Genomic DNA, 21,490 nt, shown 5'->3' with positions numbered 1-21,490 from the left:
CAGGTTACAAGCTTGATCAAAAACTACGGATGACCGCTGTGAGCCCAAAGTGCTCAATGTTGCGCCGACGACGAATGACTGCTTCCGAGATTGGAGAGTGTCTGGGGTTGCTTGAAACATCAACCGAAGGTTCGCGGTACGATGATATCGCGATTTGACACGAGTTTTTGGGCTTCATCCACGAGGTCTTCAAATGTGGTCAAAACAATACCGCGCATCCAGACAAGGGCCGGGTCCGCGTCCAGCTCCGCATTCCAGATGACACGAAAGACAAGATCGGGCATCGGTTCGGGCGGTTCCAGGACTTGCAGGTCGTCGCCAGCGCGGCCCTCCAGCAAGACTAACGCAACGAAGTTTCCCAACATGTTTGTATCGTTCAGCGCCGATGCGATTCCGCACCAGCCGGCCGCGTGAAATCCAATGCGGCGCTTCAGACCAAGATGGGCAAGATGCTCTTCGACCGTACCGTGGATGGCGGCCGGAATGCGCACAACGGCATGCGGCCATTGCATCCAGCTGTCCAAGCTCCAGTTATTTGTCGCCGGGTGGCCCCGCCGGGCCAGAACGTAACGTTTCATCGGTTTCAGAACTTTTGCCTTCAGACCTTCAGGCAGGGGAAAGTTGGCGTTTCCAAATGCGATATCCACTTCACCCTTGATGATCTGATCCATGGTTTCTTTGGAATAGGGTTGCCATGCCAATGCCGCATCCGGTGCTTCTGCCTGCATGCGCGAGACAACTCCAGAGGCGATGCAATTCAGCGCCGGTCCTGCCATGCGAAAGGTCCGGGAGCAGGTCATGGGTTCGAAGGGGGCGGGCACCTGCACCACGCGTTCGATCCGGGACAGGATCGGTCGGATCTCGCGATACAGGGCCTCGGCCCGCGGGCTTGGTTTCATAATGCCGCCGGCGCGCACCAGCAATGGGTCATCCAGTTGTTCGCGCAATCGCCCAAGCGCGTGACTCACGGCCGAAGGTGTTCGACCGAGCTGTTCGGCGGCCCGGTTCACGCTGCCCTCTTCCATCAGGACCCGGAAGACGAGGAGCAGGTTCAGGTCGAGGTTCTTGATCTGAATTTCATTCATCTGGACTGAAAACTATTTGCTGGAGTGACGCTACTTACCCTCATACTCAGAAGAAAACGCACTGAAATGCAATCACAACCTGAAGGAAATTCACGATGCCGTTCTCCCTTCCGAACCTCCGGACGTTTCTGATCGATCCTGCGCCGCGTCTGTTACTTGGCGGCATATTTCTGATGGGGGCGTTGGACGGATTTGCGTTCATTTTCACTGGCGCACACCTGATACATCCTCCGACCTCTTCCGCCGGGCTTGCGCTTGAAGCGGCGCTCAAGGAGGCTGGATTTCTCTGGCCATTGATAAAAGGTGTCGAACTGGCAGGTGCGCTTCTTCTTCTGTCCAACCGGGCCCCGGCACTGGGGTTGGCCCTGCTGGCACCGACAATGGCCGTTATCGTTCTTTTTCATGCCACCCTCAATCCCGGAGGACTCCCGCTCGCGTTTGTCCTGATCGTTTGCGGAGTCCTGATCCTATGGGGCCAACGCTCAAGGTTCGCGGTTCTTTTTGAGACAGGCACACCGGGGGCACAGACCCGTCCCGCTCGCACCTGAGATCTTTCAACAAGGAGAAGACCAATGCCCAGAGTTATTGCAATGCATGATGAGGACGATGTCGAACACTGGCTTTCATCCCCCAAGCGAGATGAAATCTTCAAGGAGCTTGCCTTCGACATGGTGACTTTCGTCCATCCGCCAGAGCCCAATAAGGTCGGCCTGTCCGCCAACATCCCAGATCTGGATAAGTTTTTCGAGATCAACAACGGACCAGTCGACCAGGCGGCGATGAAACACGATGGTGTCCATGCCGACACAATTGTTGTCATGCTCGAAGCTTAGCGTCGATCAGTTATCAGATCGGTATCCGCGCCAGTCCTGCCATTCGTCTAAGCGAGATGAATGGCGGGATTGTCCGCACAGCAGACTTTGAGCGTTTTTCGCCAAATGACCGATATGCGGACTTAGTTGCCGTTAAAATTTCCCGTCAGATTATTGTTACCCAAATCATGTGCAACGCCATGTAGATTACAATTAACGAGCCTAGGGTATAAAAGGTCGCTCGAATTTCATGGGATTGCTTGGTCGCATAGGCCAAAAAGTGTGCGAAACGCACGGCGACGAACCCGTAGAGTAGCAGCTGTGCCGACAGCAGCGCCGGATCAGCCAACACAAAGAGCAATCCAGCGATCCAGAACGCTGGAATGTTCTCTAGGTCGTTCCGATGAATTCGCCGAGAACGGTCGACGTAGTCGTTAGCATTTAGCTGAGATGGATCAGGGTTTTTGTTTATGAGGCCCGTCCTGAGGTCTTCAGGACTCGCCCATCCACCACCTACTTTCAGCATGCGGTGTACCGTCATCCAACCCTGCCCCATAACTTTCACTACCATCAGGGAGGCTGCAATCGCGTACGTTACGAACACTGGGTTCTCTAAGTTCAACAAATCCATGTTTCCAAGCTCCATTCTGCTTGCCTACCGTTGGCAGAATAGATAAACTACCAACGGTAGGCAGGCAAGGGGTAACTTATGACCGATCTTAAAACCGACGGGAAAATCATTGATGCGGCGCAAAAACTACTGGCAGACGGTGGTTTTGGCGCAGTCTCTTTCGACACGATTGCGCGCGCACTTGGCATTACTAAGCAATCGGTACTTTACTGGTTCCCCACAAAAAGCGATTTGCTTGCCGCCATGTTTCTCGATTGGTTGGGCGAAGAAACCAATGAGGCCGAAACAAGCCTGCTATCTGTAAAAACTTCAAATGAGGCCATTGACGCGTTCGTTCGGTCAATCACGCGGTTCCATACATCCAACCTTGACCGCTACAGGATGATGTACCTCGCCCCCCAAACGCTGAAGGCAGGAATGCAAGAGGTACGAAACAGCGATGTTCTCGAGAAAATCCACGTTACCACATCGAAATTGTATGACGCCTTAGCAGCAAGACTCGACGAGCCACCCGAAAAAGCTCGCCAGACGGCATTTGCGATTCACTCTGCCACCTTGGGACTTGTACTGATGCTTGGGCTCGCTGACGGCATCGTCGATCCGCTTAAGCACTCGGAGGCCGAGCTCGTTTCTGCATTGATTGCGAAACTGTCCTCATAACAATCAAGAAACAACGCGACCAGAGGGAGTAGGCAATTTACGAAATCGTCGAACTTAGATGAAGAATTTACCATAGGCCGTTTAACAACCAATTGACCTTGGGTTCGTCTACAATGTGCGTTTTTCCGTTGTGACTGTAGACCTATTTTGTCGAATTTGGAGCAAAATCTCTGAAAATTGCGAAAACTCTACGGGTCTGAGACCATGAATGATAGTTTTCAACCGTTGTTTTTTAGCGAGTTGAATATGTTAAGACTAGGTGAATGGAAGCTATTGCCTGCAGAAAGTAGTCTCTCCCAGTATTTCTCCCTTGGGAATAGCTCCCAATCATCTTTCAAAGCGTTTTTGGAAATAGCGGGACCAATATGCGTTCTTGCAGTTTTGCTTGCCTATAGCCTTCATAAGGCTTCTGCCGCTAGCTACGCATCGATCCTCATGTGAAACAATTTAGCTTCGACCGAGATGCCAGGTTCTTTGCTTAAAGATGTTGCAACAACTACTGGTCTTAAAGCGGGCATTCGCTTCAATTGCCACAAAGTCTGACCGCTAAAAACACAATTCATGACCAGACTGCTCCAGAGGCCTTCAAATTCAGACCGACGTGAACACAGGCTAGGGCATGATTGTTCGTTGGTTCATTAAATGAAGTCTCCAAAGAAAATGTAACAAATGCAACAACAGTATGAGTTCAGTGAAATTGAAGGAACACCGCGTGAAGATCTATTCTGTACTCGTTTGGATGCTGGCCCTGACCTTGATGGTTGGCGTCATCGATGTGGCTTCCGCCAAAGAAAAAGGCGGGAAGTCAAAAGACAAGAAAGTTCAGTTGGATGGCAAGCCGGATAAGGGTCAGAAAGCTGTGCCGCCAGGGCAAATAAAGCGCTATACAAGAGGAGCCAAACTTCCCGCCGACTTGGATTACTCGGACATCGGCGACCTTTCCAACTGGAAATTGAAACCTCCAGGAAAAGGAAATCGTTACATACGCGTCAACGATGAAATTTTGGAAGTTTCTGATGATCTTTCGACTGTCGTCGACGCCGTTGGCATCGTTGGTGACCTTGCTAAGTAAAACGGCTGAATCATAACCCCTGGACTCAACGCGGTCAGCTGATTGATTTGGTCAGATGTCGGCTTTTGGACGGATAGCAGACCCAACGTTGCAAAGCGCCAACGTCCGCTTTGCGGACGAAGCTGCCGTTACAATACTTGTAGGATCGCTTGCCCGCGCTAGATTTTAAGCCATTCTTTTGGAATTGGAATATCCGGGCTTGCAGGATTGTGTCGCGCATCTAGCTTGTGAGGCAGTGCATGTGTTGGAAGTCGATATTTCACCCGATCATTTCGGATGAATGTCGCTTCAACAACTCGCGGAAATGCCGTACCCTCAATCTCTACTTGCCCAGATACATTGTTTGTGTGGATGTGCACGCTGGTAAACGAAGCTCCGATTGCTTCCAGTAGCGGTTTCGCGCGCTCAAAGAATTTTGGTTTCATCAATATTGAAGGTATGCGGTGCAATTCGATTACGATGATCCGGAAACGGGCAAGGCACTCCGTAGGAAGCAACGAAAACACGGGATATTCAGCAGCTTCGATATCCATCTGCAGAATCAATTCGCTTTCGTCAGAAGCGCAGTCATCGACCCAGTCTTTTAAAGAGATGAAACCACCTTCCGTACGTGGGCCTAGATGTTGTTTGCGAAAAACGGCACCCGGGACGTTCTCAGCCGGTCCGTCGACTGATGCGTCTGCCATAAAGGACTTGATGCCTCGCTTCGCGAGGTCCATCTCAAAACTCGCTTGTTTGGACACGCCAGGGGAAAAGCACGCCCCTATATTTGACAGATCGTCGGGCACGAGATAACCACCGTCGCCGAAATCTCCGATCCTGATTAGTTCATGGCCTACATTGAAAGGTCTTAAAACGCGGGCGACCGCTCTTCGTCGTTCAACTGGACTCATTGGTAATCTTCCGAACTTGTGTCTGCGTGACTCACAACAAAGTGCATTGGAACTGTTCGATATTGAATTCTTTCGGAGTAATTTCCAAGGTTCCAGTTGACGAATTGCACACAAAACGATGTACCAATTGTTGTTTCCAAGTCTTCTTTGGAATCTTGGATGCCGTTCGCTGCGATGCAGTATCCGAAGCACGATTGGACGTCTGCAGTGGGCTCGGGGCAACCATTCGGTGCACTATATAACAATGACTGCACTACCGAAGCTTTTAGTCGGTAGGCTATGCAAAGTTATCCGCCACTTCGAAGTCAATTTCTGCCACAGTCACGCCTTCTAACCTGCATTTCCAGAAAATTGGAGATCGCCTGGGTTTCGTGATCTTTCGAGTTCCGATAGCGTCCTGAAGCAACTTGAAAAACAGAAGAGAGACAAAATGCATGATCTATCCAGCTACAGAGATAGTCTTCCACAACTATCCGCAATCACCCGTAGCTGAGAAAGTGCGCGTTGCCTTCGGTATCAAGCAGCTGTCCTGGCGCGATGTCGAGATCCCGCGCCTGCCGCCGAAGCCCATGCTGACAGCGCTGACGGGCGGCTACCGACGTACCCCGGTCATGCAAATTGGGGCGGACATTTATTGCGACAGCCAATGTATCCTTCGCGAGGTTGAACGTCGTCACCCAACGCCGACACTGATGCCGACATCTGAGGCTGGTTTGATGTGGTGCTTGAGTCGCTACACCGATGGCGATCTTTTCTCGCTGGCCGTGAAAATCGTTCTTGGATCTGCGGGTGATAACCTGCCAAGTGATTTTGCAGAGGACCGCGGACGCTTGTATATTGGCCAAGACTGGGCTGCAGGGCTTAAACGCGCCAACGAGCAGCTACCACATCTTGTCGCTCAGATGCGCGCACCCCTATCTTGGATGGATGCTCAGTTGAGCGACGAGCGTACGTTCTTGCTCGGCTCTGATCCCGCGGCCATTGACGCGCAAATGTACCATATCATTTGGTTCATTCGTGGGCGGTGGACCGGTGGCCCTGATCTGCTATCCGAATTTCCTGACCTGATACGGTGGGAAGAAAATGTGCGCGGAATTGGGCATGGGACTTCAAAGGCTATGCGCGCGGAGCACGCAATCGAGCAAGCAAAAAACGCCGAGCCCGTGTCGGAAATTGGTGTAGCTCCTCACGATTCGCAGGGCCTTCAAATCGATACTTTGGTAACGGTCACTCCTGATGTTAAAGGCGGCGAGCAACCCGTCGAAGGCAAAGTGCGCTACGCAGATGCTGAAACCATTTCGATTGTACGCACAACCGATGAGGTGGGAACGGTCTGCGTACATTTCCCGCGTACAGGCTATCGCATTGCTGTAACATAAGGGAAAATTCATGCCTGTTATCCGCATAGAAGTGCCAGAAGGCACCCCCCAAGAGTCAAAGAAGAGAATTCGTAAAGGCGTGAAACAAGCCGTTTTGGACACGCTTTCCCCAAGGAAGTCAAATACGACTACGTCGGTGTGCACGAAGTCTTCGGCATTTTGGGCGATGGCCTCCCACTGGTTACAGTTGACCTACGCCCAGGTCGCGACGCAGGCAGCAAGAAGGCTTTAGTCGATGCCATTGCGGTGCTGCTGCAAAAGGAGCTTTATTCAGATCCTACCGATCTATACGTTCTTTTCCGGGAAAACCCCTCTAAGAACCACTATACTGGTGGTGTTCCGTTGCCTGCGTGGGTGCCTGCAAATTAGTAGAAAAGTCATCCTTCAAAGGGGGGAGCTGATCGGAACAGATTCCTAAACGCAGTCATGCGAAGACATCGCGGCGTCAGACACTGTGGCACAGAGCGGTCATTCGCTATTCTCTGCCTGAATGACAGCCTTGCGAAACGGCGCAACCGTACGAGATTTTGCAAGCAGGGCGAGCTTGATCGGCAAAGCCCCTTGGACAAAACGCTTGCAAACTGGGCAGCGTCTTCAGTCTAATCCTTTCTCAACAACTACGCTGAGCGGATCAAACTGAGCTTGTTTGACGACGTGGTTGCAACAAGGAGTAATAATAAATGTATCGTTCATTTTCACTGTTTGTTTCCGTTGCGGCAAGCCTTCTGGCCGCCGAATCTTTTGCACAAGGAACGAATGTCTCTCATCCGATGGGCTTTTTTGTTACATCAGTTGGATTGGGTGATGGAGGAAACCTCGGCGGCCTCGAAGGCGCTGACGCCCATTGCCAAAGCCTCGCGGTGGCTGCCGGTGCTGATGAACGTCAATGGCGCGCGTATTTGTCAACACAGGAAGAAGGAAAACGCGGAATTTCCGCCAGAAGTCGCATCGGGCAAGGTCCTTGGTACAACGCAAATGGCGAATTGATAGCTTCGGACCTGGACCAACTGCACATCTTGCCAAACATCTACTACCGGACTGCGATTGACGAGAATGGAAACAAAATTAAGGGCCGCGGCGATAGCCCCAACGAACACGACATTCTGACCGGCACACAGGCCGATGGAACCGCCTATTTCCCTTGGCAGGAGGGAGACAAGACGTGCTCGAATTGGACATCCAATGGAGAGGGCTCGGCAACCGTCGGACATCACGATCGTCACGGCGGGGGAAACACATCATGGAACGCAGCTCACGGTAGTCGCGGTTGTTCTCCTGATGCGCTTCGAGGCACCGGTGGAAACGGCTATTTCTACTGTTTTGCCGCTGACTGACACTTCTACCGGAAAGTCTGTAAATAGCTCGGAGTGGTATCAAATGTCCGCTCTGGGCTCAATGCGGTCATACAAGTGTTTTGATAGGAACGTCTGCTTTCAGAAGGAATACGCTTTAATCATGCATTTTAACTGCGTTCGACAACGGCGGTTGCGCCCTCCCGCAACCAGCGTCAGATAACCAAAAACACCACAGCCAGACTGCAAATGATCCCACGGATCAATTGCTTAACGCCTGCACCCCGTCAGGCGAATAACCTGCAACGTCGAAGACACAAATCCTAAGCGCAAACAAAAAAGTCCGGGCAGTATAAAAATAGTCAAAAAGACCGTTGGCGTGCGTCTGAAGCTACAAGAAGCGGGGCCCGTGTAGTATCCACCGTTGCCTCATGTCTACCGCGACCTCCATAGTCGACCGGTGGCTGTAACGAATAGCCATCCCGCACAGGTTTGCGCTCTTGTCGAATCAAATCAATTCGTATTTTGTCCTCGCGATGGTTCCCGACTGTATTTTGCGGTCAGGGATAAAAGGGAATACGGTGCGGTTCTGTAAAAAGGCCAACTCCGTGACTGCCCCCGCAACTGTAGGCGGCGAGCGACCCGAGATCGTCCACTGGGCAATAGCCTGGGAAGGATCGGGATAGCTTTGACCCGCAAGTCAGGAGACCTGCCATCCGAAATTTATGAACCTGGGCGGGGTGTCCCAGAGGGAGATGACAATGTTTCAAGCGGTCCGTACCGTGCACGACTTTGCGCTCGCTTTGCCCCTGTCCAAACACAGGAGGCGTTGCCGTTGTCATTGCAAAAAGCTGACACCCAAAGGGGTAAGTGTCTGACAGAATTCAGCGTTCCGGTGCTGGTCGCGGGGGCTCTGGCGCTGTCGGCGATCTTGTGGCTCGCGATTTACGCGGTGATTTGATGTCGGCCGTTTTACAAATCCGCGATCTGACGTTGGGCTACCGCGACCTGATATTGTTTCACCGCCTCTCCATGGATATCGCGGCCGGAACGACCCTTGCCGTTCTTGGTGCGAACGGGTCGGGCAAGAGCACATTTGTAAAGATGCTGCTGGGCTTGATGGATCCTCTTTCGGGCAGTTTGATTTGGCCGCAAGGGCGCCCTCGTGACATTGGGTATCTGGCACAGATGACCGAGTTCGACCGTCGATTTCCCATCCGTGTGAGGGATCTAGCCGCGATGGGGGCCTGGCGCGGGTTTGGTTATCGTACCGGGCTGGACGCCGCCGCGCGTGACCGGATGGCCGCCGCGCTGGATGAGGCCGGGGTACTGGATATCGCTGACCGGCCTCTGCATATGCTGTCGGGTGGGCAACTGCAGCGCGCGCTGTTCGCGCGGGTTATCATGCAGGACGCGCCGCTGATCCTGCTGGATGAACCGTTTGCCGCAGTCGACCAAAGTACCGAAGCACATCTGTTGTCGATTATCCGCCGATGGCGCGATGAGGGGCGCGCGGTGGTTTTGGTGGTGCACGATCTTTCCTCGGTGCTGGACTATTGCAGCCACGCGCTGCTTTTGGGCGGGCAAGAGGCGACCCACGGACCGGTGAATGACGTTCTGACACCAGACCGGCTGGTTGCACAAGGATACCTCTCGGAAAGTCAGGCGTCTTGGATGTTCCGTGGCACCCATTCAACAGCGGAGCACGCCAATGTATGACCTGATCGCAGAAATGTGGAGCTTTGCCTTCATGCGTCGCGCTTTTGTGGCAACCACGGTCTTGTCGGCTTCGGTCGCACCGGTAGGGGCGTTTCTTGTTCTGCGTCGCCTATCGCTGGCTGGTGAGGCCATGGCCCACGCGATTACCCCAGGCATCGTCATCGGCTTTGTCACAGCGGGCCTGTCGGTCATGTCACTGCTGGTCGGAGGGCTTATCGCGGGTGTTGGCGTCGCCATTTTGACCGCCTTTCTGGCACGCCGGACGATCCTGCGCAGCGATGCCAGTCTTGCCTCGCTGTATCTTATCGCATTGGCGGTGGGTATCTTTATCCTGTCTGCAGCAGGGTCCGCAGTTCCACTAAAAAGCTTCCTGTTTGGATCAATCCTTGGGATCGACGACGCGTCGATGGTCCTTGTCGGCGGGGTGGCGACAGTAACATTGCTGGCATTCGCCGTTCTGCTTCGTCCGCTGATTGTCAGCACCTGTGATCCGGTTTTCTTCGAAACTCAGACGCGCCGGCCGTGGCTGGTTGATCAGGGTTTTATGCTGTTGTTGGTTCTGAACCTGCTGGCGGCATTCAAAACGCTGGGCACGTTGATGGCCGTTGGCCTGATGATCCTGCCTGCGACCGCCGCGCGCTATTGGGCCAGTACGATCACCGGGCAACTGGTCCTGGGTTTTCTGTTTGCCTTGTCCAGTTGCTGGATCGGCCTGACCCTGTCCTATCTGTTCCCGGACACGCCGTCCGGCCCAGCGATCGTTTTGGTTGCCGGTGGGTTCTTTCTGTTCTCGGCCATTTTCGGCCCCCTTGGTTTTGGCAGACGGATTCGCAAACCCTCTGTTTCCAAAGACATCCCCATTGCCCAAATTCAACAAGAAGAGAGAGCACAATGACTCTTGTGAAGTCACTCTATGCCGGCATCGCCTCTGTGTCGTTTGCTTTGGCGGCCTTGCCGACCGTTGCGGCAGAAGACAACGTCAAGATCGTCGCCAGCTTTTCGATCCTCGGCGACATGGTCGAAGAGGTCGTCGGCGATCTGGCCACGGTTACGACAATCGTGGGCCCGGACGCGGATGCGCATGTGTATCAGCCTTCGGTTGCAGACGCGAAGGCCGTTGCCCAGGCGGATATCATCTTTGTCAACGGACTGGGCTTTGAGACATGGTCCGATACCCTGATCGCTGAATCGGGCACTGACGCAACCGTGCACGTTGCCACCGACGGTATCACGCCTGTCAAAGTCGAGGGCAAAATCGACCCCCACGCCTGGAACTCGCTGTCGAATGGTATGATTTACGTGACCAATGTCGCCGATGTGATGACAGAGGCGATGCCCGAGCACGCCGAAGAAATTGCTGCCAATGCTGCGGCCTATATTGCGCAGCTTGAGGCGCTGGATGCAGAAACCAAGACAAAGCTGGCAGGCCTGCCTGCCAATCGCCGCACGGTTGTGACTGCACATGACGCATTTGGTTATCTGGCAGACGCCTACGGCCTGACTTTCCTTGCGCCGGTTGGCATCGACACCGAGGCAGAGCCATCAGCCAAGGATCTTGCTATTCTGATTGATCAACTGAAGGCGGATGGTGCTGCGGCGCTGTTTGTTGAAAACATCACCAGCCCCACTTTGATTCAGCAAATCTCGGATGAAACCGGCATCGTGATTGGTGGGCGGCTGTTCTCAGACGCCTTGTCGGAACGCGGTAGTCCGGCCACCAGCTATCTCGCGATGTTCCAGCACAATCTGAACACTCTTTTGAACGCGCTTGGGAACGCAACCGCAAGCTAACTAGTATTCAGGCACGAGGCGGTGTTTGAGCCGCCGCCTCATACTGTGCTTTGGCACACTGGGTTCTTGGAAATCGTCCCCTAGTCCGGCTTCCATCCATCTTCGTATTCTCCCAAAGTTCGGGAAAGATCCAACAGCGAGGCGAACAGTCTTGCGTAAACGTCCCGTGACATCATCGTCTTGTTGTCATCCAACACCTGCAGAAGATCGACAACACCCGATGCAAAGGCATCATAGACCAACTGGTCCGCAGGCGTTGGGTCCAGGGTCCATATGTCATGCGCGTTATAATACCCTACGGGTTGGGGATCGTCGTCTGTCATTTGTCCGCCTCATATTGGTGAGGCGCATGTAAGTGAGAAGAAGATGAACGCTAGTGATGTGGCGGGAAGTCACAAGTTTTTGGCAACGTCAAAAACGTGAACCCGATACCGCGTTTGGCCGTTGACAGGATGTGATGAACTACGTCTCGGCCGCAGTCGACTTCTGTTGTGCCAACCGAGCAGTTGTCAGAGTTTCGAATGTTCGCTCTGCAAAACTTCCAGAAACAGGTTTGTCACCCGCGTCGGTTCAGGTTGCTTTCTGGTCACTGCTGCAAACCGGGTTCGATATTGTGTTTCGTCCGGCAACACCATCCGCATCTTTTCCTGGTCCACAAAATCCTGCGCAAGATGATCAGGCAAATAACCTATGTATCGCCCTGACAGGATTAGTATGGCCAGCGCCTGCTCGCTTTGAACTTTTGCTGACCGTTTGAAACCCAGTTGCTGACCGACGATCAGGTTCGGAGAGTTCACGCTGAGCCCAACATAGTTGTACCTGAGCAGGTCACTGGTCCTGAGTTCCCGGTCTGGTATTTCGAACAGGGGGTGTTCTCGGCCGCAATACAGGAACATGTTCTCGCCATATAACGGAGCATAGTTAAGACTCGTCGAAGGGCGATGCAGCGCAATAATTCCGATGTCGAGCTGGCCACTGATGACCATGGTCTCGATCACGTTTGGCGGCTCAAGGGACAATTCGATCTGGACCGAGGGGGCGGCTTCGTTGAACCGATGAATGGCGCGGGCAAGCCGGGAATCCGGGTTTGACGCACATTGATCAAATAGCGAAATGCGGATCGTTCCCCCCAACTGTTCCTTGATCTCGCTGACCTCGTTCCGAAATTGCGACACGGACACAAGCAAGTGATCTGCTGCTTGCAGCACTTTTGCGCCGTCTTCTGTCAGGGCGAAACCCGCAGGACCGCGCGTGCACAGTTTTAAGCCCAATCGCAGTTCCAAATCAGTAACATGCTTTGAAATGGTGGATTTGCCGATATTCAGCTCAACTTCGGCTGCGGACAGACCACCACTTTCCACAACCGTCTTGAAAACGCGCAGCAATCGGATGTCGCTGTCGCCGATGCGTGAGGCAACCATTTTCTACCCAATTCGTAAAGTTCGATATATGTGAAACCTATCGCGCAAAGAATGGCAACATAGAAACACATTTCACAAGCTACTCTGAAAAAGCCGAGGTAGAATCGGACTGGCCATCTCTCCCCAGGTCAGCGCGCACCTCGAAACATGATAAAACTGGGAGGACATCTATGTCATTCATCAAAAAGCTTGGCACCATGACTGCTGCCGTTTCGGTCGCAGCCCTGATGGTAGCGGGCGCAGCCGACGCGAAGAACTTCAAGATTGCTGTTGGCGATAGTGCAGGCAGCGCACAAGAAGCCCTTGGCTTGGCTTTCGTTAAGGCACTCGAAGAAAAATCGGGTGGTGCACACACAGCTACACTGTTCCTGAACGGTCAGCTGGGTTCCGAGCAGGACACCGTCAACGAGGCCGCAATCGGCACGCTGGACATGTCGCTGCTGGCGATCAACAACATCACGCCGTTCTCGCCTTCGGTTGGTGTATTCACTCTGCCTTATGTGATCCTGTCGCTGGAAGATGCTGAAAAGCTGACCCAAGGCCCGATCGGTCAGGAACTGGTGGAAAACACCATTCGTGACGCAGGTGTGCGCATCATCGGCTGGACCTACACAGGTTTCCGCCGTCTGACCAACTCGAAAAAGCCTGTCAGCTCGGTTGCTGACCTGCAGGACCTGATCATCCGCGTTCCCAAGAACGAAATCATGATTGAAACCTACAAGTCCTGGGGTATCAGCCCGACTCCGATGGCATGGTCCGAGACCTTCACCGGTCTGCAAACCAAAGTTGTCGACGGTCAGGACAACCCTTACCTGACGATCAACGCAATGAAGTTCTACGAGGTCCAGAACCACGTGACCAACCTGCGTTACATCTTCTCGATCGAACCGCTGATCGTTTCGGAATCTGTTTTCCAGGGTCTGAGCGAAGAAGACCAGAAGATCATCCTGGAAGCCGGTCAGGAAGCAACTCAGATTTCCGCTCAGTTCCTGCGCGACTCTGAAGCTGCGATCAAAGAAGAGCTGACCGAAAAAGGCATGGCAATCATCGATCCTGAGAACGATGAGGCCGAGTTCATCGAACTGGCAACCGGTGCAGTATGGCCTCAGTTCTATGAGTCCATCGGCGGCGTCGAGAAACTGAACACGGTCCTCGAGGCCATCGGCCGCGAGCCCGTCCAGCAATAATCGCCAAAGAGCGAAAAGGAAAAGAGCGCTTCGGCGCTCTTTTCATCTCAGGGAGGAGGGAATTCCGCAATGTTCTGGAAATTTCTGGACAATATCGAAAGTATCATCTGCCGGATCCTGTTATCCGGCTTCGTCTGTCTGCTGTTTGTACAGATCATCGCGCGGGAAGTCTTTGGCTTTTCGTATAGCTGGATCGAAGAACTGTCAGTCTACATGTTCGTCTGGTTTGTCTACTTTGGCGCCAGCTATGCGGCATTGAAAGGCGCGCATAACCGGGTGACCTTCCAGTTCAAGTTCCTGCCCGAACGCTACATCAAGTATATCGAGGCTTTTGCTGATCTCTTCTGGCTCTTTTTCAACGTCTACTTCCTGTATCTGGCGACGGACTTTGTCTTCAACAAGATGAACAAGTTCTGGAAGTCCCAGACCCTGGGTATCGAGATGAAGTATGTCTACATGGTTCTGCCTCTCGCCTTTGCGCTGATGACCGTGCGCATCATTCAGGTGAACTATCGCCGCCTGATCAAAGGTGAAGACATCCATGATCCTGACCAGATCGACCTTGATGAAATCAAAGCTGCCACCGAAGCAGCTAAGCGCGACTGAGGCAGGGAGGAAAAACCATGGAATCCGAAATCGTCACAATCCTATTTGGATCGTTTCTTTTACTGCTGCTCATCGGTGCACCGATCACGGTTGCGCTGGGTGTGGCATCGCTGTTCTCGTTCCTTTACCTGGGCGAAAACCCAATCAAGTTCGTGCAGATTGCATTTACCTCGGTGGGTGCGTTCCCACTGATGGCTCTGCCTGCATTTATTCTGGCGGGGGCTCTTATGGAGGCCGCCGGTATCTCAAAACGCCTAATCAATGTTGCTGAAAGTCTGGCTGGTCCATTCACCGGCGGTATTTCGGCTGCAACGGTTATGGCCTGTCTGTTCTTTGGCGCCATTTCGGGCTCGGGCCCGGCAACAACCGCGGCCGTGGGGATGCTGATGATCCCAGCAATGATCGACCGCGGCTATGAGCGCGGCTATGCCTCTGCTATTACCGCTTCTTCTGGCGGCCTCGGGATTATTATTCCTCCCTCCATCCCGATGGTGATCTTCGGCATTGCCGCGCTCGGTATGGCGCCTCCGCTGGAAGCAGTTGAAAAGTTCGGCACCTTCCAGTCGGTTTCGATCTCGAAACTGTTCATCGCGGGCTTTGTTCCGGCCTTCCTGATTGCCACCAGCTTGCTGATCCTGAACTACTTCATGTCGAAAAAGCGTGGGTACAAAGGTGTGGCCGAAGGTTGGTCGCTGCGTCACGTGGCCTGCGAGATGTATCGCGGGTTCTGGTCGCTGATGGCGCCGCTGGTGATCCTAGGTGGTATCTATACCGGCTTCTTCACCCCGACCGAGGCTGCAATCGTCGCGATCTTCTACACTCTGTTCGTTGGCGTGGTCATCTACCGTGAACTGACATGGCAGTCGCTGTTCCAGTCGCTTGAAGCCACCACGTGGCTGACGGGCCGTGTTCTGCTGATCCTGTTCACCGCGACCGTGTTTGGCCGCCTTCTGGTGGAAAACCAGATCCCGGCGATCATCGCGGACTCGATGCTCAGCTTTACCGACAACCTTTATGTGATCTGGGCACTGATCATCTTCTTCCTGCTGTTCGTCGGCATGTTCATGGAGACACTGGCCACCATCCTGATCCTGGTTCCGGTGATGCTGCCTGTGGCCTATTCGGTCGGTATCGACCCGATCCACTTCGGTGTGGTGATGGTCTGTACGCTGGGTATCGGCTTCCAGACGCCGCCGCTGGGCGAAAACCTGTTCATTGCATCGGGTATTTCGAACATAACGATCGAGCAGATCTCGATCCGTGCATTGCCCTTTGCAGCGGCTAACACGATCGCGATATTTATCATTGCGTTCTTCCCTGAGCTGTCGCTATGGCTGCCAAGGCTGTTGGGCTACTGACCTGAAAGGATGATGCTATGAAACAAATGGTGACAAATATCCTGTTCGCCACCGATCTGTCGGAAAACTCGGGTCACGCCATGCGCAATGCGGCCAGCATTGCGATGGCGACAGGGGCAGAAATTCATGTCCTGCATGTGAACGAACCCCTATCGGACGACGCGAAGATCACGATGGACATGTTCATCCTGAACGAAGAGACGCGCAAAACCGCGGCCCAGCGTCGCCATGAAATGGTGCGCAAGGTGCTGGCCGAACGGCAAGCCAAGTTCTGGGCACAGTTCGAAGGCGATGACGCGAAGATCCGTGAACAGGTGTCCTCGATCGAGGTCACCGACGGGCACCCGGCCGAGGTGATCCTGCGGCGCTCGGTCGAGATGGGGTGCGATCTGATCGTGCTTGGCGCACATGACCACGGCTTTTCGCACACCTTCCTTGGGACGGTGGCAAAACGTGTCTTGCGTAGGTCGAAAATCCCGACGCTGATCGTTCCGAACCCGGACGAAGTCTAAAATTTCCACGGGCCGCTGCGATGGTAGCGGCCCGTCCTTTGCGCCATGCCGCGCGAAATTACCAAGAGATGCCTGAATACTGTGTATTCCGCACCCAACAGCCCTTTGATCATCTTGGGCCAAAACCCTCCAAGCTAAATACCTTCGGCAAAGATCATTCCAGGCAAGCTTTGTTAACAGAGCTTAATGCTTCGGTGTCCAATCCTTAAGAACCGGTTCCTTTATTTGAATTGTGACAACAACCGCAATCCAAATTCAGGAGGAGAAGACCATGGAAGCGACACAGACAATGACCCCGAACGGCAACGTTTTTTCCACGCTGTTTGCGGATTATGCAGAGGCCCGAACCGAGCATTTCCGCCGCAGGATTTTCGCCAAAACAGTCCACGACCTGGAGGCGTTGAACGATTGCCAACTGAGCGACATCGGCGTCCCTCGGGCTGAAATCAAGCAACGCGCCTATCAAAGCGTTTATCACGGCGCACCGTATCGGCAGTAATCAAGTGCCGGAGTTAGCACCCGCGTAACCAGTTATGAGGTAGTACCAATGTTTGATGTCATCCCGCCAAGCAAGCAATTGCCGCCCACGACCAGTGCCCTGCAATTGTTCGACCGCGCCATGCAACTACGTGCGGTTAGCGCCGATATCGTGCGGGCCGCACAGTACTTGAACAGCTTTTCCGATCAGGAATTGTCAGAGCTGGGCATAAACCGCAGCGATCTTGACGATACGATCCAACGGTTCATCTGAAGCTGTGGCGATAGCCGGGTTTGATACCGGCGACAGAGACGAAGATAAAAGCCACTCCTGTATGTCGGAGTGGCTTTTGTATGTGAATTTAGGCGGTGTGATCGACGACCTGCAAATGCTGCGCCAGCTTGTCGATCTCGGCCATCCAAGCCTGCACCAGTTTTGGGTCGCTGGGGGCCGCATGTACACCGACGGAGATCGCACGATTCAGGACCGCTTCGACTGCCAGCGAGACCGGGATAGACACCAGTCGCGCCATTGCTGTGCCGCGCGCGTCGCCCCAGGCGTCCATGACATAGGTTTTGTGCCAGACGGGTGTTCCGTCTTTCTCGGCGTTCAGTCCTACGCACAGAACCACGCGGTCTGGTTCGCCCTCGTCATAGGCGTTTTCGTCCCAGAACTGGTCCGACATTTCCTTCAGACGCGCGTCGCCTTCGGGTCCGGACAGGGTTTCAATCTCGCTGAACACATCCGACCACGCATCGGCCCAGCCATTCAGGCGCAAGGTGCCGCGGACGAATTCCTTGACGGTCCAGTGATCCTCGAACTGATATTCTTCCATGAAAGGCAGAGAGTCGCGGTTAGGATAGACCTCGAAGCTTTCAGGTGCGGGCAGCGGAGCGATATAGCTGCTGATCGCGTCCCACGGGCGGGCTACGTCCAGCGGCGCATAATCGCGGATCGATTTCGACGGCGAACGCAGGGCCTTGAGCACACCCAAAGGCGACCAGCTGAACTTGTAGCGGAACGGGTTGGGGTTCTTCGGAATGCCGCCGCAATACGAGATAAAGCTCAGGTGGTTGTTCGCATCAAACGCGTCCGAGGCGCGATAATCGGCGATCAGAGCGTGTGCCATCAGGTGGTCAATGCCCGGATCAAGCCCGACCTCGTTCACCAGCGCCACACCGGCCTCGCGGGCCTTGTCATCCAACGCCCGCATCTCGGGCGCAATGTAAGAGGATGAGACAAAATTGGCCTCCTTCGAGATGGCCAATTCCGCCAGCGGCACGTGCCAATCGCCCGGCAGCATTGAGACGATCACGTCACCTTTTTCCAGCACTGCGCCCAGTGCGTCGATGTCAAAGGCACGAATGTCGTCGGTCAGGTCTCCGATTTCGGCCTTGGCCTTTTCAATGGTCCTGTTCCAGACGGTGACCTTGTGCCCGCCTTCAATCAGGCGACGCAGGCCGGGGATGGCCGACAGGCCGGTGCCACACCAATGGATGGTCATGCTTAAGCTCCTCTATGGCTGTTCAGCCGAATTTCAGTTTCGCGATCACGATCGCACCGACAAGAAGGATCGATATTACATTGCCCAAGATCAGAGGCCATGCAGCGATCATCAATCCGTAGGCTAACCACAACGTCAGTGTTGTCAGGATCAGTAGATTTGCAGGCAGAGACAGGTCCTTGGTTTCGCGACTGCGCCACGTTTTCAGGGTCTGGGGTAGCCAGCAGATCGTGCCAAGAACCGCTGCTGCACCGCCGATCAAGTGTTCCATGTGCGCACCGGCTCAGACATGTTTGCGAAACTCGTCCTGTGCCCGACACCAAACACCGCTTTCGATCTCTTTCAACGTCAGCAGAGTTGTCAGCAATTGCGCGGCATAGTCTTCCGAGCTTTCGACTGGCAGCATCGAGGGCAGATTGTCGATTGCCATGACATCCATCACCGGATCCGACGCGACGCGCAAGGCGGGGGCGTCCCACGTGGTGGCGCGGTCGTAAACGGGTACCGGGTTGTAATCGCTGTCCGGGTCGCAGGCGACATCACCAATGGCGGTCAGGTTACGCTGGCTGGTCAGCGACTCTCGCGGAACAAAGATCGGGGTGCCCGGGCGGGCAAAAATGCAGTTCAGAAACAGGTCATGTTCCAGAATTTCGGGGAAAGGCCCGCCGCTGGCGGTTTCAGCCATGTCCCATTTGGTGACACTGACGCCCATGGCCTCGCACAGGTCGGCGGCGCCTGCACCCACGCGACCCAGCGCGCCGATCACGATGGCGCGGGGACGATTGGCGCCGGTGGCGTTCAACTCGGCCAGTAATTCAGCATTCAGCGCGTCCTTGCCCGAATACACACCAACGGGCGGACATTCCTCATTCCGTTGCTGCGCCGCCCATGCTTTCAGGGTGACAGCTGCGCCAGCATAACCAGCCCAATACCCGAAGGCCGCGACGCGACGGCCGTTCTCGTCCACAAGGTATTCCAGATCATAAAGCGTTCCGCCCCCGGCCTTGAACCGCTGCAGTAGGGCGCGGCCAGAATGCTGACCCTTATAGGCGTGGCCGAACATGATGTGGCGATGGGGCAGGGGGGTGCCGTCCTCTGGCAATTCCTTCAAACCAAAGACGATGGCATCAAGGGGGGCATCGGGCCAGGAATTCTCGGGCGCAATCTCGCAGCCTGCGTTTTTGTAGCCGTCTATCGGAATAGCGCGGACATGGCTTTCCTCGACGGTTACCCGGATGCCTGCCGCAATCAGGGACGCCGCGCCTTCTGGGGTCAATCCAACCCGTTCTTCATTCGGGCGTTGCTCTGCCCGGACCCAGAGATGTGTCATGCGTCGTCCTTCACTCAAATCATCCCGGCGGCGCGCACCGCCTGAACCGAGGCGCGTGCCTCCATCGCCTCGCGGAAAGCGAGGATTTTGGGAAAGGCCGACACGTCCACGCCGTCGCCTTCCAGCCAGCTGCACACCACGTACAGATAGGCGTCCGCCAGCGAGACCGTATCGCCCAACACAAAGGGCCCGCGCAATCCGTTTGATACGATGTACTCACAGGACGTGGTCATGGTCTGGGCGACCTTGGCGGTCATGTCTTTCCAGCTGGCTTTCTTGTCGGCCCAACGGGCCCCGCGCAGCTTGTGTGCGTGGTTTACATGCATGGTCGAGGCCAGATAATACATCACTTCGCGCATACGGGCCGCCATGACAGGATCGGCGGGGACAAGATTTGCGTCAGGCGCAACCGTAGCGACATATTCCAGCAACGCCCCGGTTTCAGTCAGGATGCCGCCATCAACCGCCAATGCAGGCACACGGCCTTTTGGATTGATCTGTTTGTAAGCCGGTTTGGTCTGGTCGCCTTCGGCGAAGTCCAGACGTACCGCTTCATAGTCCAGACCGGCCTCCTCCAAGGCGATGGCAACGGCGATCGAAATGGTGCGGGGTGCATAATAAAGCTGCATCAGAGTGCCTCCGGGCTTGGGTTACAGATGCGTTTGGGCAAACTGCCTGTCTGGCGATTCCAGATGCGGGACTGCGTTGAACAGTACCGGGCTCAACTGCGCACCGATCGGGTGCAGACGATGCAATGAGGTGTTCATGATGGCAAGCGCCACCCGCGCCATCGCCTGTATGTCCAGTCCCATCGCCTGCCGAACCACCATCGAAATCAACCCGCCCGATGTCACGACAATCGCTGGCCCGCCCTCGGTTCCGATATCGCGCAAAGCGTCCGAGACACGGCTTTCGAATTCCTCAAAGGTTTCCGGGGTCTCTTCGATCTCACCTCTTGCCCAAGCGGCAAAAGTTCGCGGCAAATGTTCGACGAACCCTTCACGGTCCGTTGGAATCGAAACGCCATGCTGCTCTTCATACAGTTTGGCAATGTTGAAGTATTCAATCTCATTGAGGCGCGGATCGCGGTTGGGCTCAGGCAGCCCCATACTGGCCGCGGTTTCCACGTGTCGCGACAGGGTTCCGCAAAAGACACGTGGGTAGAACGCCTGTGTGTTTTGCAGATGCGCACCTAGCCAACGTGCCTGCTGATGGCCCAGATCGCTGAGCTTGTCATAATTTACTTCGTCACGTGCGGTGGTGTTGGCCTGCCCGTGACGCACCAGTGTGATATGTGCCATTGCGTCCCCTCTTGCGCGAAGTCTTAGGGCAGGTTCAGGGTCGGTGCCAGAGCCCTTTGGCAGAAAGCGGCTAAAAACCAGTTTGATGGCTCGGCTGTCTTTTGTTCGCCGCAGAAATTTGCCCATGGCACGTCGCATGCGATGTTGCCTAACGGAAAAAAGTTTCCTATAGGATACAAAGCCGCTGCATGCGGCCGTATACATGCCTTTGCAACGCCGCCCTCGGGGGACCAAAAGACCGCCAGCAGTCGAAGCCTGTTGACTCGCTGCACAGTCCTAGGAACCTTGGTGTTAATTGGCGACAATACAGAGATAACGTTGCAATCCATGCGGCAATGTTGCCAAGGTCTTAGGAAAGGTCTCTGCCATGTCTGACGCACCCAAACGCACCCCATTGCATTCTTTGCATGTTGAGTTGGGAGGTAAGTTGGTTGATTTTGCTGGTTGGGAGATGCCTGT

General features: G+C 54.5%; 26 protein-coding genes and 1 riboswitch. Of the genes, 16 read left to right on the top strand and 10 right to left on the bottom strand.

Going from position 1 to position 21,490, the window contains the following annotated elements; translation table 11 throughout:
* Nucleotides 1-119 precede the first annotated feature (119 nt).
* Nucleotides 120-1,085 (bottom strand): LysR family transcriptional regulator, encoded by a 966-nt coding sequence (locus tag QMP16_RS22765; RefSeq protein ID WP_282154270.1) that lies wholly within the window; start codon nt 1,083-1,085, stop codon nt 120-122.
* Nucleotides 1,086-1,180: 95 nt separating this feature from the next.
* Between QMP16_RS22765 and QMP16_RS22760 the strand changes: the two genes are divergently transcribed.
* Together QMP16_RS22760 and QMP16_RS22755 are read left to right on the top strand one after the other, a co-directional pair.
* Nucleotides 1,181-1,633: a hypothetical protein gene (locus QMP16_RS22760; protein WP_282154269.1), complete on the top strand. Its 453-nt coding sequence runs from the start codon at nt 1,181-1,183 to the stop codon at nt 1,631-1,633.
* A 24-nt stretch (nt 1,634-1,657) separates the two neighbouring features.
* Nucleotides 1,658-1,918: a hypothetical protein gene (locus tag QMP16_RS22755; RefSeq protein ID WP_282154268.1), complete on the top strand. Its 261-nt coding sequence runs from the start codon at nt 1,658-1,660 to the stop codon at nt 1,916-1,918.
* Nucleotides 1,919-2,063: 145 nt separating this feature from the next.
* On the opposite strand, the gene QMP16_RS22750 is transcribed toward QMP16_RS22755, so the two are convergent.
* Nucleotides 2,064-2,528 carry an MAPEG family protein gene (locus QMP16_RS22750; RefSeq protein ID WP_282154267.1) on the bottom strand — a complete coding sequence of 155 codons (465 nt, stop codon included), beginning with the start codon at nt 2,526-2,528 and terminating at the stop codon, nt 2,064-2,066.
* A 78-nt stretch (nt 2,529-2,606) separates the two neighbouring features.
* Between QMP16_RS22750 and QMP16_RS22745 the strand changes: the two genes are divergently transcribed.
* Nucleotides 2,607-3,188 (top strand): TetR/AcrR family transcriptional regulator, encoded by a 582-nt coding sequence (locus QMP16_RS22745; protein WP_109310850.1) that lies wholly within the window; start codon nt 2,607-2,609, stop codon nt 3,186-3,188.
* 712 nt (nt 3,189-3,900) lie between these two features.
* Nucleotides 3,901-4,260, top strand: a complete 360-nt coding sequence (locus QMP16_RS22740) for a hypothetical protein (RefSeq protein WP_282154266.1) — start codon at nt 3,901-3,903, stop codon at nt 4,258-4,260.
* Between the two features lie 158 nt (nt 4,261-4,418).
* Here the strand turns inward: QMP16_RS22740 and QMP16_RS22735 are convergent, their stop codons facing one another.
* Nucleotides 4,419-4,979: a hypothetical protein gene (locus QMP16_RS22735; RefSeq protein WP_282154265.1), complete on the bottom strand. Its 561-nt coding sequence runs from the start codon at nt 4,977-4,979 to the stop codon at nt 4,419-4,421.
* Between the two features lie 608 nt (nt 4,980-5,587).
* Here QMP16_RS22735 and QMP16_RS22730 point away from each other — a divergent pair.
* The 6 genes from QMP16_RS22730 to QMP16_RS22710 all read left to right on the top strand — a co-directional run bounded on the left by QMP16_RS22730 (nt 5,588) and on the right by QMP16_RS22710 (nt 11,334).
* Nucleotides 5,588-6,532, top strand: coding sequence for a glutathione S-transferase family protein (locus QMP16_RS22730; RefSeq protein ID WP_282154264.1), 945 nt, complete (start codon nt 5,588-5,590; stop codon nt 6,530-6,532).
* Between the two features lie 138 nt (nt 6,533-6,670).
* Nucleotides 6,671-6,901 carry a tautomerase family protein gene (locus tag QMP16_RS23725; RefSeq protein ID WP_432653433.1) on the top strand — a complete coding sequence of 77 codons (231 nt, stop codon included), beginning with the start codon at nt 6,671-6,673 and terminating at the stop codon, nt 6,899-6,901.
* 311 nt (nt 6,902-7,212) lie between these two features.
* Nucleotides 7,213-7,866, top strand: coding sequence for a hypothetical protein (locus QMP16_RS22725; protein WP_282154263.1), 654 nt, complete (start codon nt 7,213-7,215; stop codon nt 7,864-7,866).
* A gap of 478 nt (nt 7,867-8,344) precedes the next feature.
* A riboswitch (cobalamin riboswitch) is annotated at nt 8,345-8,555 on the top strand.
* A 139-nt stretch (nt 8,556-8,694) separates the two neighbouring features.
* Entirely contained in the window at nt 8,695-9,543 is an 849-nt protein-coding gene (locus QMP16_RS22720; RefSeq protein WP_282154262.1) for a metal ABC transporter ATP-binding protein, read from the top strand.
* Nucleotides 9,536-10,438: a metal ABC transporter permease gene (locus QMP16_RS22715; RefSeq protein WP_282154261.1), complete on the top strand. Its 903-nt coding sequence runs from the start codon at nt 9,536-9,538 to the stop codon at nt 10,436-10,438. Before QMP16_RS22720 ends, QMP16_RS22715 begins: the two co-directional genes overlap by 8 nt.
* Nucleotides 10,435-11,334 carry a metal ABC transporter solute-binding protein, Zn/Mn family gene (locus QMP16_RS22710; protein WP_282154260.1) on the top strand — a complete coding sequence of 300 codons (900 nt, stop codon included), beginning with the start codon at nt 10,435-10,437 and terminating at the stop codon, nt 11,332-11,334. The genes QMP16_RS22715 and QMP16_RS22710 overlap by 4 nt, the downstream gene beginning before the upstream one ends.
* A gap of 80 nt (nt 11,335-11,414) precedes the next feature.
* Here the strand turns inward: QMP16_RS22710 and QMP16_RS22705 are convergent, their stop codons facing one another.
* Nucleotides 11,415-11,657, bottom strand: a complete 243-nt coding sequence (locus QMP16_RS22705) for a hypothetical protein (protein ID WP_282154259.1) — start codon at nt 11,655-11,657, stop codon at nt 11,415-11,417.
* 186 nt (nt 11,658-11,843) lie between these two features.
* Nucleotides 11,844-12,755: a LysR family transcriptional regulator gene (locus tag QMP16_RS22700; RefSeq protein ID WP_282154258.1), complete on the bottom strand. Its 912-nt coding sequence runs from the start codon at nt 12,753-12,755 to the stop codon at nt 11,844-11,846.
* A 170-nt stretch (nt 12,756-12,925) separates the two neighbouring features.
* On the opposite strand from QMP16_RS22700, the gene QMP16_RS22695 reads away from it, so the two are divergent.
* The 6 genes from QMP16_RS22695 to QMP16_RS22670 all read left to right on the top strand — a co-directional run bounded on the left by QMP16_RS22695 (nt 12,926) and on the right by QMP16_RS22670 (nt 17,169).
* Nucleotides 12,926-13,942 carry a TRAP transporter substrate-binding protein gene (locus QMP16_RS22695; protein ID WP_058273760.1) on the top strand — a complete coding sequence of 339 codons (1,017 nt, stop codon included), beginning with the start codon at nt 12,926-12,928 and terminating at the stop codon, nt 13,940-13,942.
* A 69-nt stretch (nt 13,943-14,011) separates the two neighbouring features.
* Entirely contained in the window at nt 14,012-14,548 is a 537-nt protein-coding gene (locus tag QMP16_RS22690) for a TRAP transporter small permease (RefSeq protein ID WP_058273759.1), read from the top strand.
* Nucleotides 14,549-14,565: 17 nt separating this feature from the next.
* Entirely contained in the window at nt 14,566-15,906 is a 1,341-nt protein-coding gene (locus tag QMP16_RS22685; RefSeq protein ID WP_282154257.1) for a TRAP transporter large permease, read from the top strand.
* Nucleotides 15,907-15,923: 17 nt separating this feature from the next.
* Complete coding sequence (locus QMP16_RS22680; RefSeq protein WP_058277392.1) at nt 15,924-16,418, top strand: universal stress protein; 495 nt, start codon at nt 15,924-15,926, stop codon at nt 16,416-16,418.
* Between the two features lie 271 nt (nt 16,419-16,689).
* Entirely contained in the window at nt 16,690-16,917 is a 228-nt protein-coding gene (locus QMP16_RS22675) for a DUF1127 domain-containing protein (protein WP_282154256.1), read from the top strand.
* Between the two features lie 48 nt (nt 16,918-16,965).
* Complete coding sequence (locus QMP16_RS22670) at nt 16,966-17,169, top strand: DUF1127 domain-containing protein (protein ID WP_058277394.1); 204 nt, start codon at nt 16,966-16,968, stop codon at nt 17,167-17,169.
* A gap of 88 nt (nt 17,170-17,257) precedes the next feature.
* On the opposite strand, the gene QMP16_RS22665 is transcribed toward QMP16_RS22670, so the two are convergent.
* Genes QMP16_RS22665 through QMP16_RS22645 form a run of 5 tightly spaced genes read right to left on the bottom strand, consistent with a single transcriptional unit; the run spans nt 17,258 to nt 21,031 of the window.
* Nucleotides 17,258-18,400, bottom strand: a complete 1,143-nt coding sequence (locus tag QMP16_RS22665; RefSeq protein ID WP_282154255.1) for a saccharopine dehydrogenase family protein — start codon at nt 18,398-18,400, stop codon at nt 17,258-17,260.
* Nucleotides 18,401-18,422: 22 nt separating this feature from the next.
* Entirely contained in the window at nt 18,423-18,671 is a 249-nt protein-coding gene (locus QMP16_RS22660) for a SemiSWEET family sugar transporter (protein WP_058273753.1), read from the bottom strand.
* 12 nt (nt 18,672-18,683) lie between these two features.
* On the bottom strand, nt 18,684-19,730 hold the full coding sequence (locus tag QMP16_RS22655) for a saccharopine dehydrogenase (RefSeq protein ID WP_282154254.1): 1,047 nt from the start codon (nt 19,728-19,730) through the stop codon (nt 18,684-18,686).
* Nucleotides 19,731-19,744: 14 nt separating this feature from the next.
* Nucleotides 19,745-20,359 carry a glutathione S-transferase family protein gene (locus QMP16_RS22650; RefSeq protein WP_108861880.1) on the bottom strand — a complete coding sequence of 205 codons (615 nt, stop codon included), beginning with the start codon at nt 20,357-20,359 and terminating at the stop codon, nt 19,745-19,747.
* A gap of 21 nt (nt 20,360-20,380) precedes the next feature.
* Nucleotides 20,381-21,031, bottom strand: coding sequence for a histidine phosphatase family protein (locus QMP16_RS22645; protein WP_282154253.1), 651 nt, complete (start codon nt 21,029-21,031; stop codon nt 20,381-20,383).
* Nucleotides 21,032-21,490 lie beyond the last annotated feature (459 nt).

It is taken from the genome of Ruegeria atlantica, from assembly GCF_947495585.1.
In the GTDB taxonomy this organism is placed as follows: Bacteria; Pseudomonadota; Alphaproteobacteria; order Rhodobacterales; family Rhodobacteraceae; genus Ruegeria; species Ruegeria atlantica_G.
Note: the sequence above shows the minus strand (reverse complement) of the source record. Positions and strands in the feature narration are given on the sequence as shown.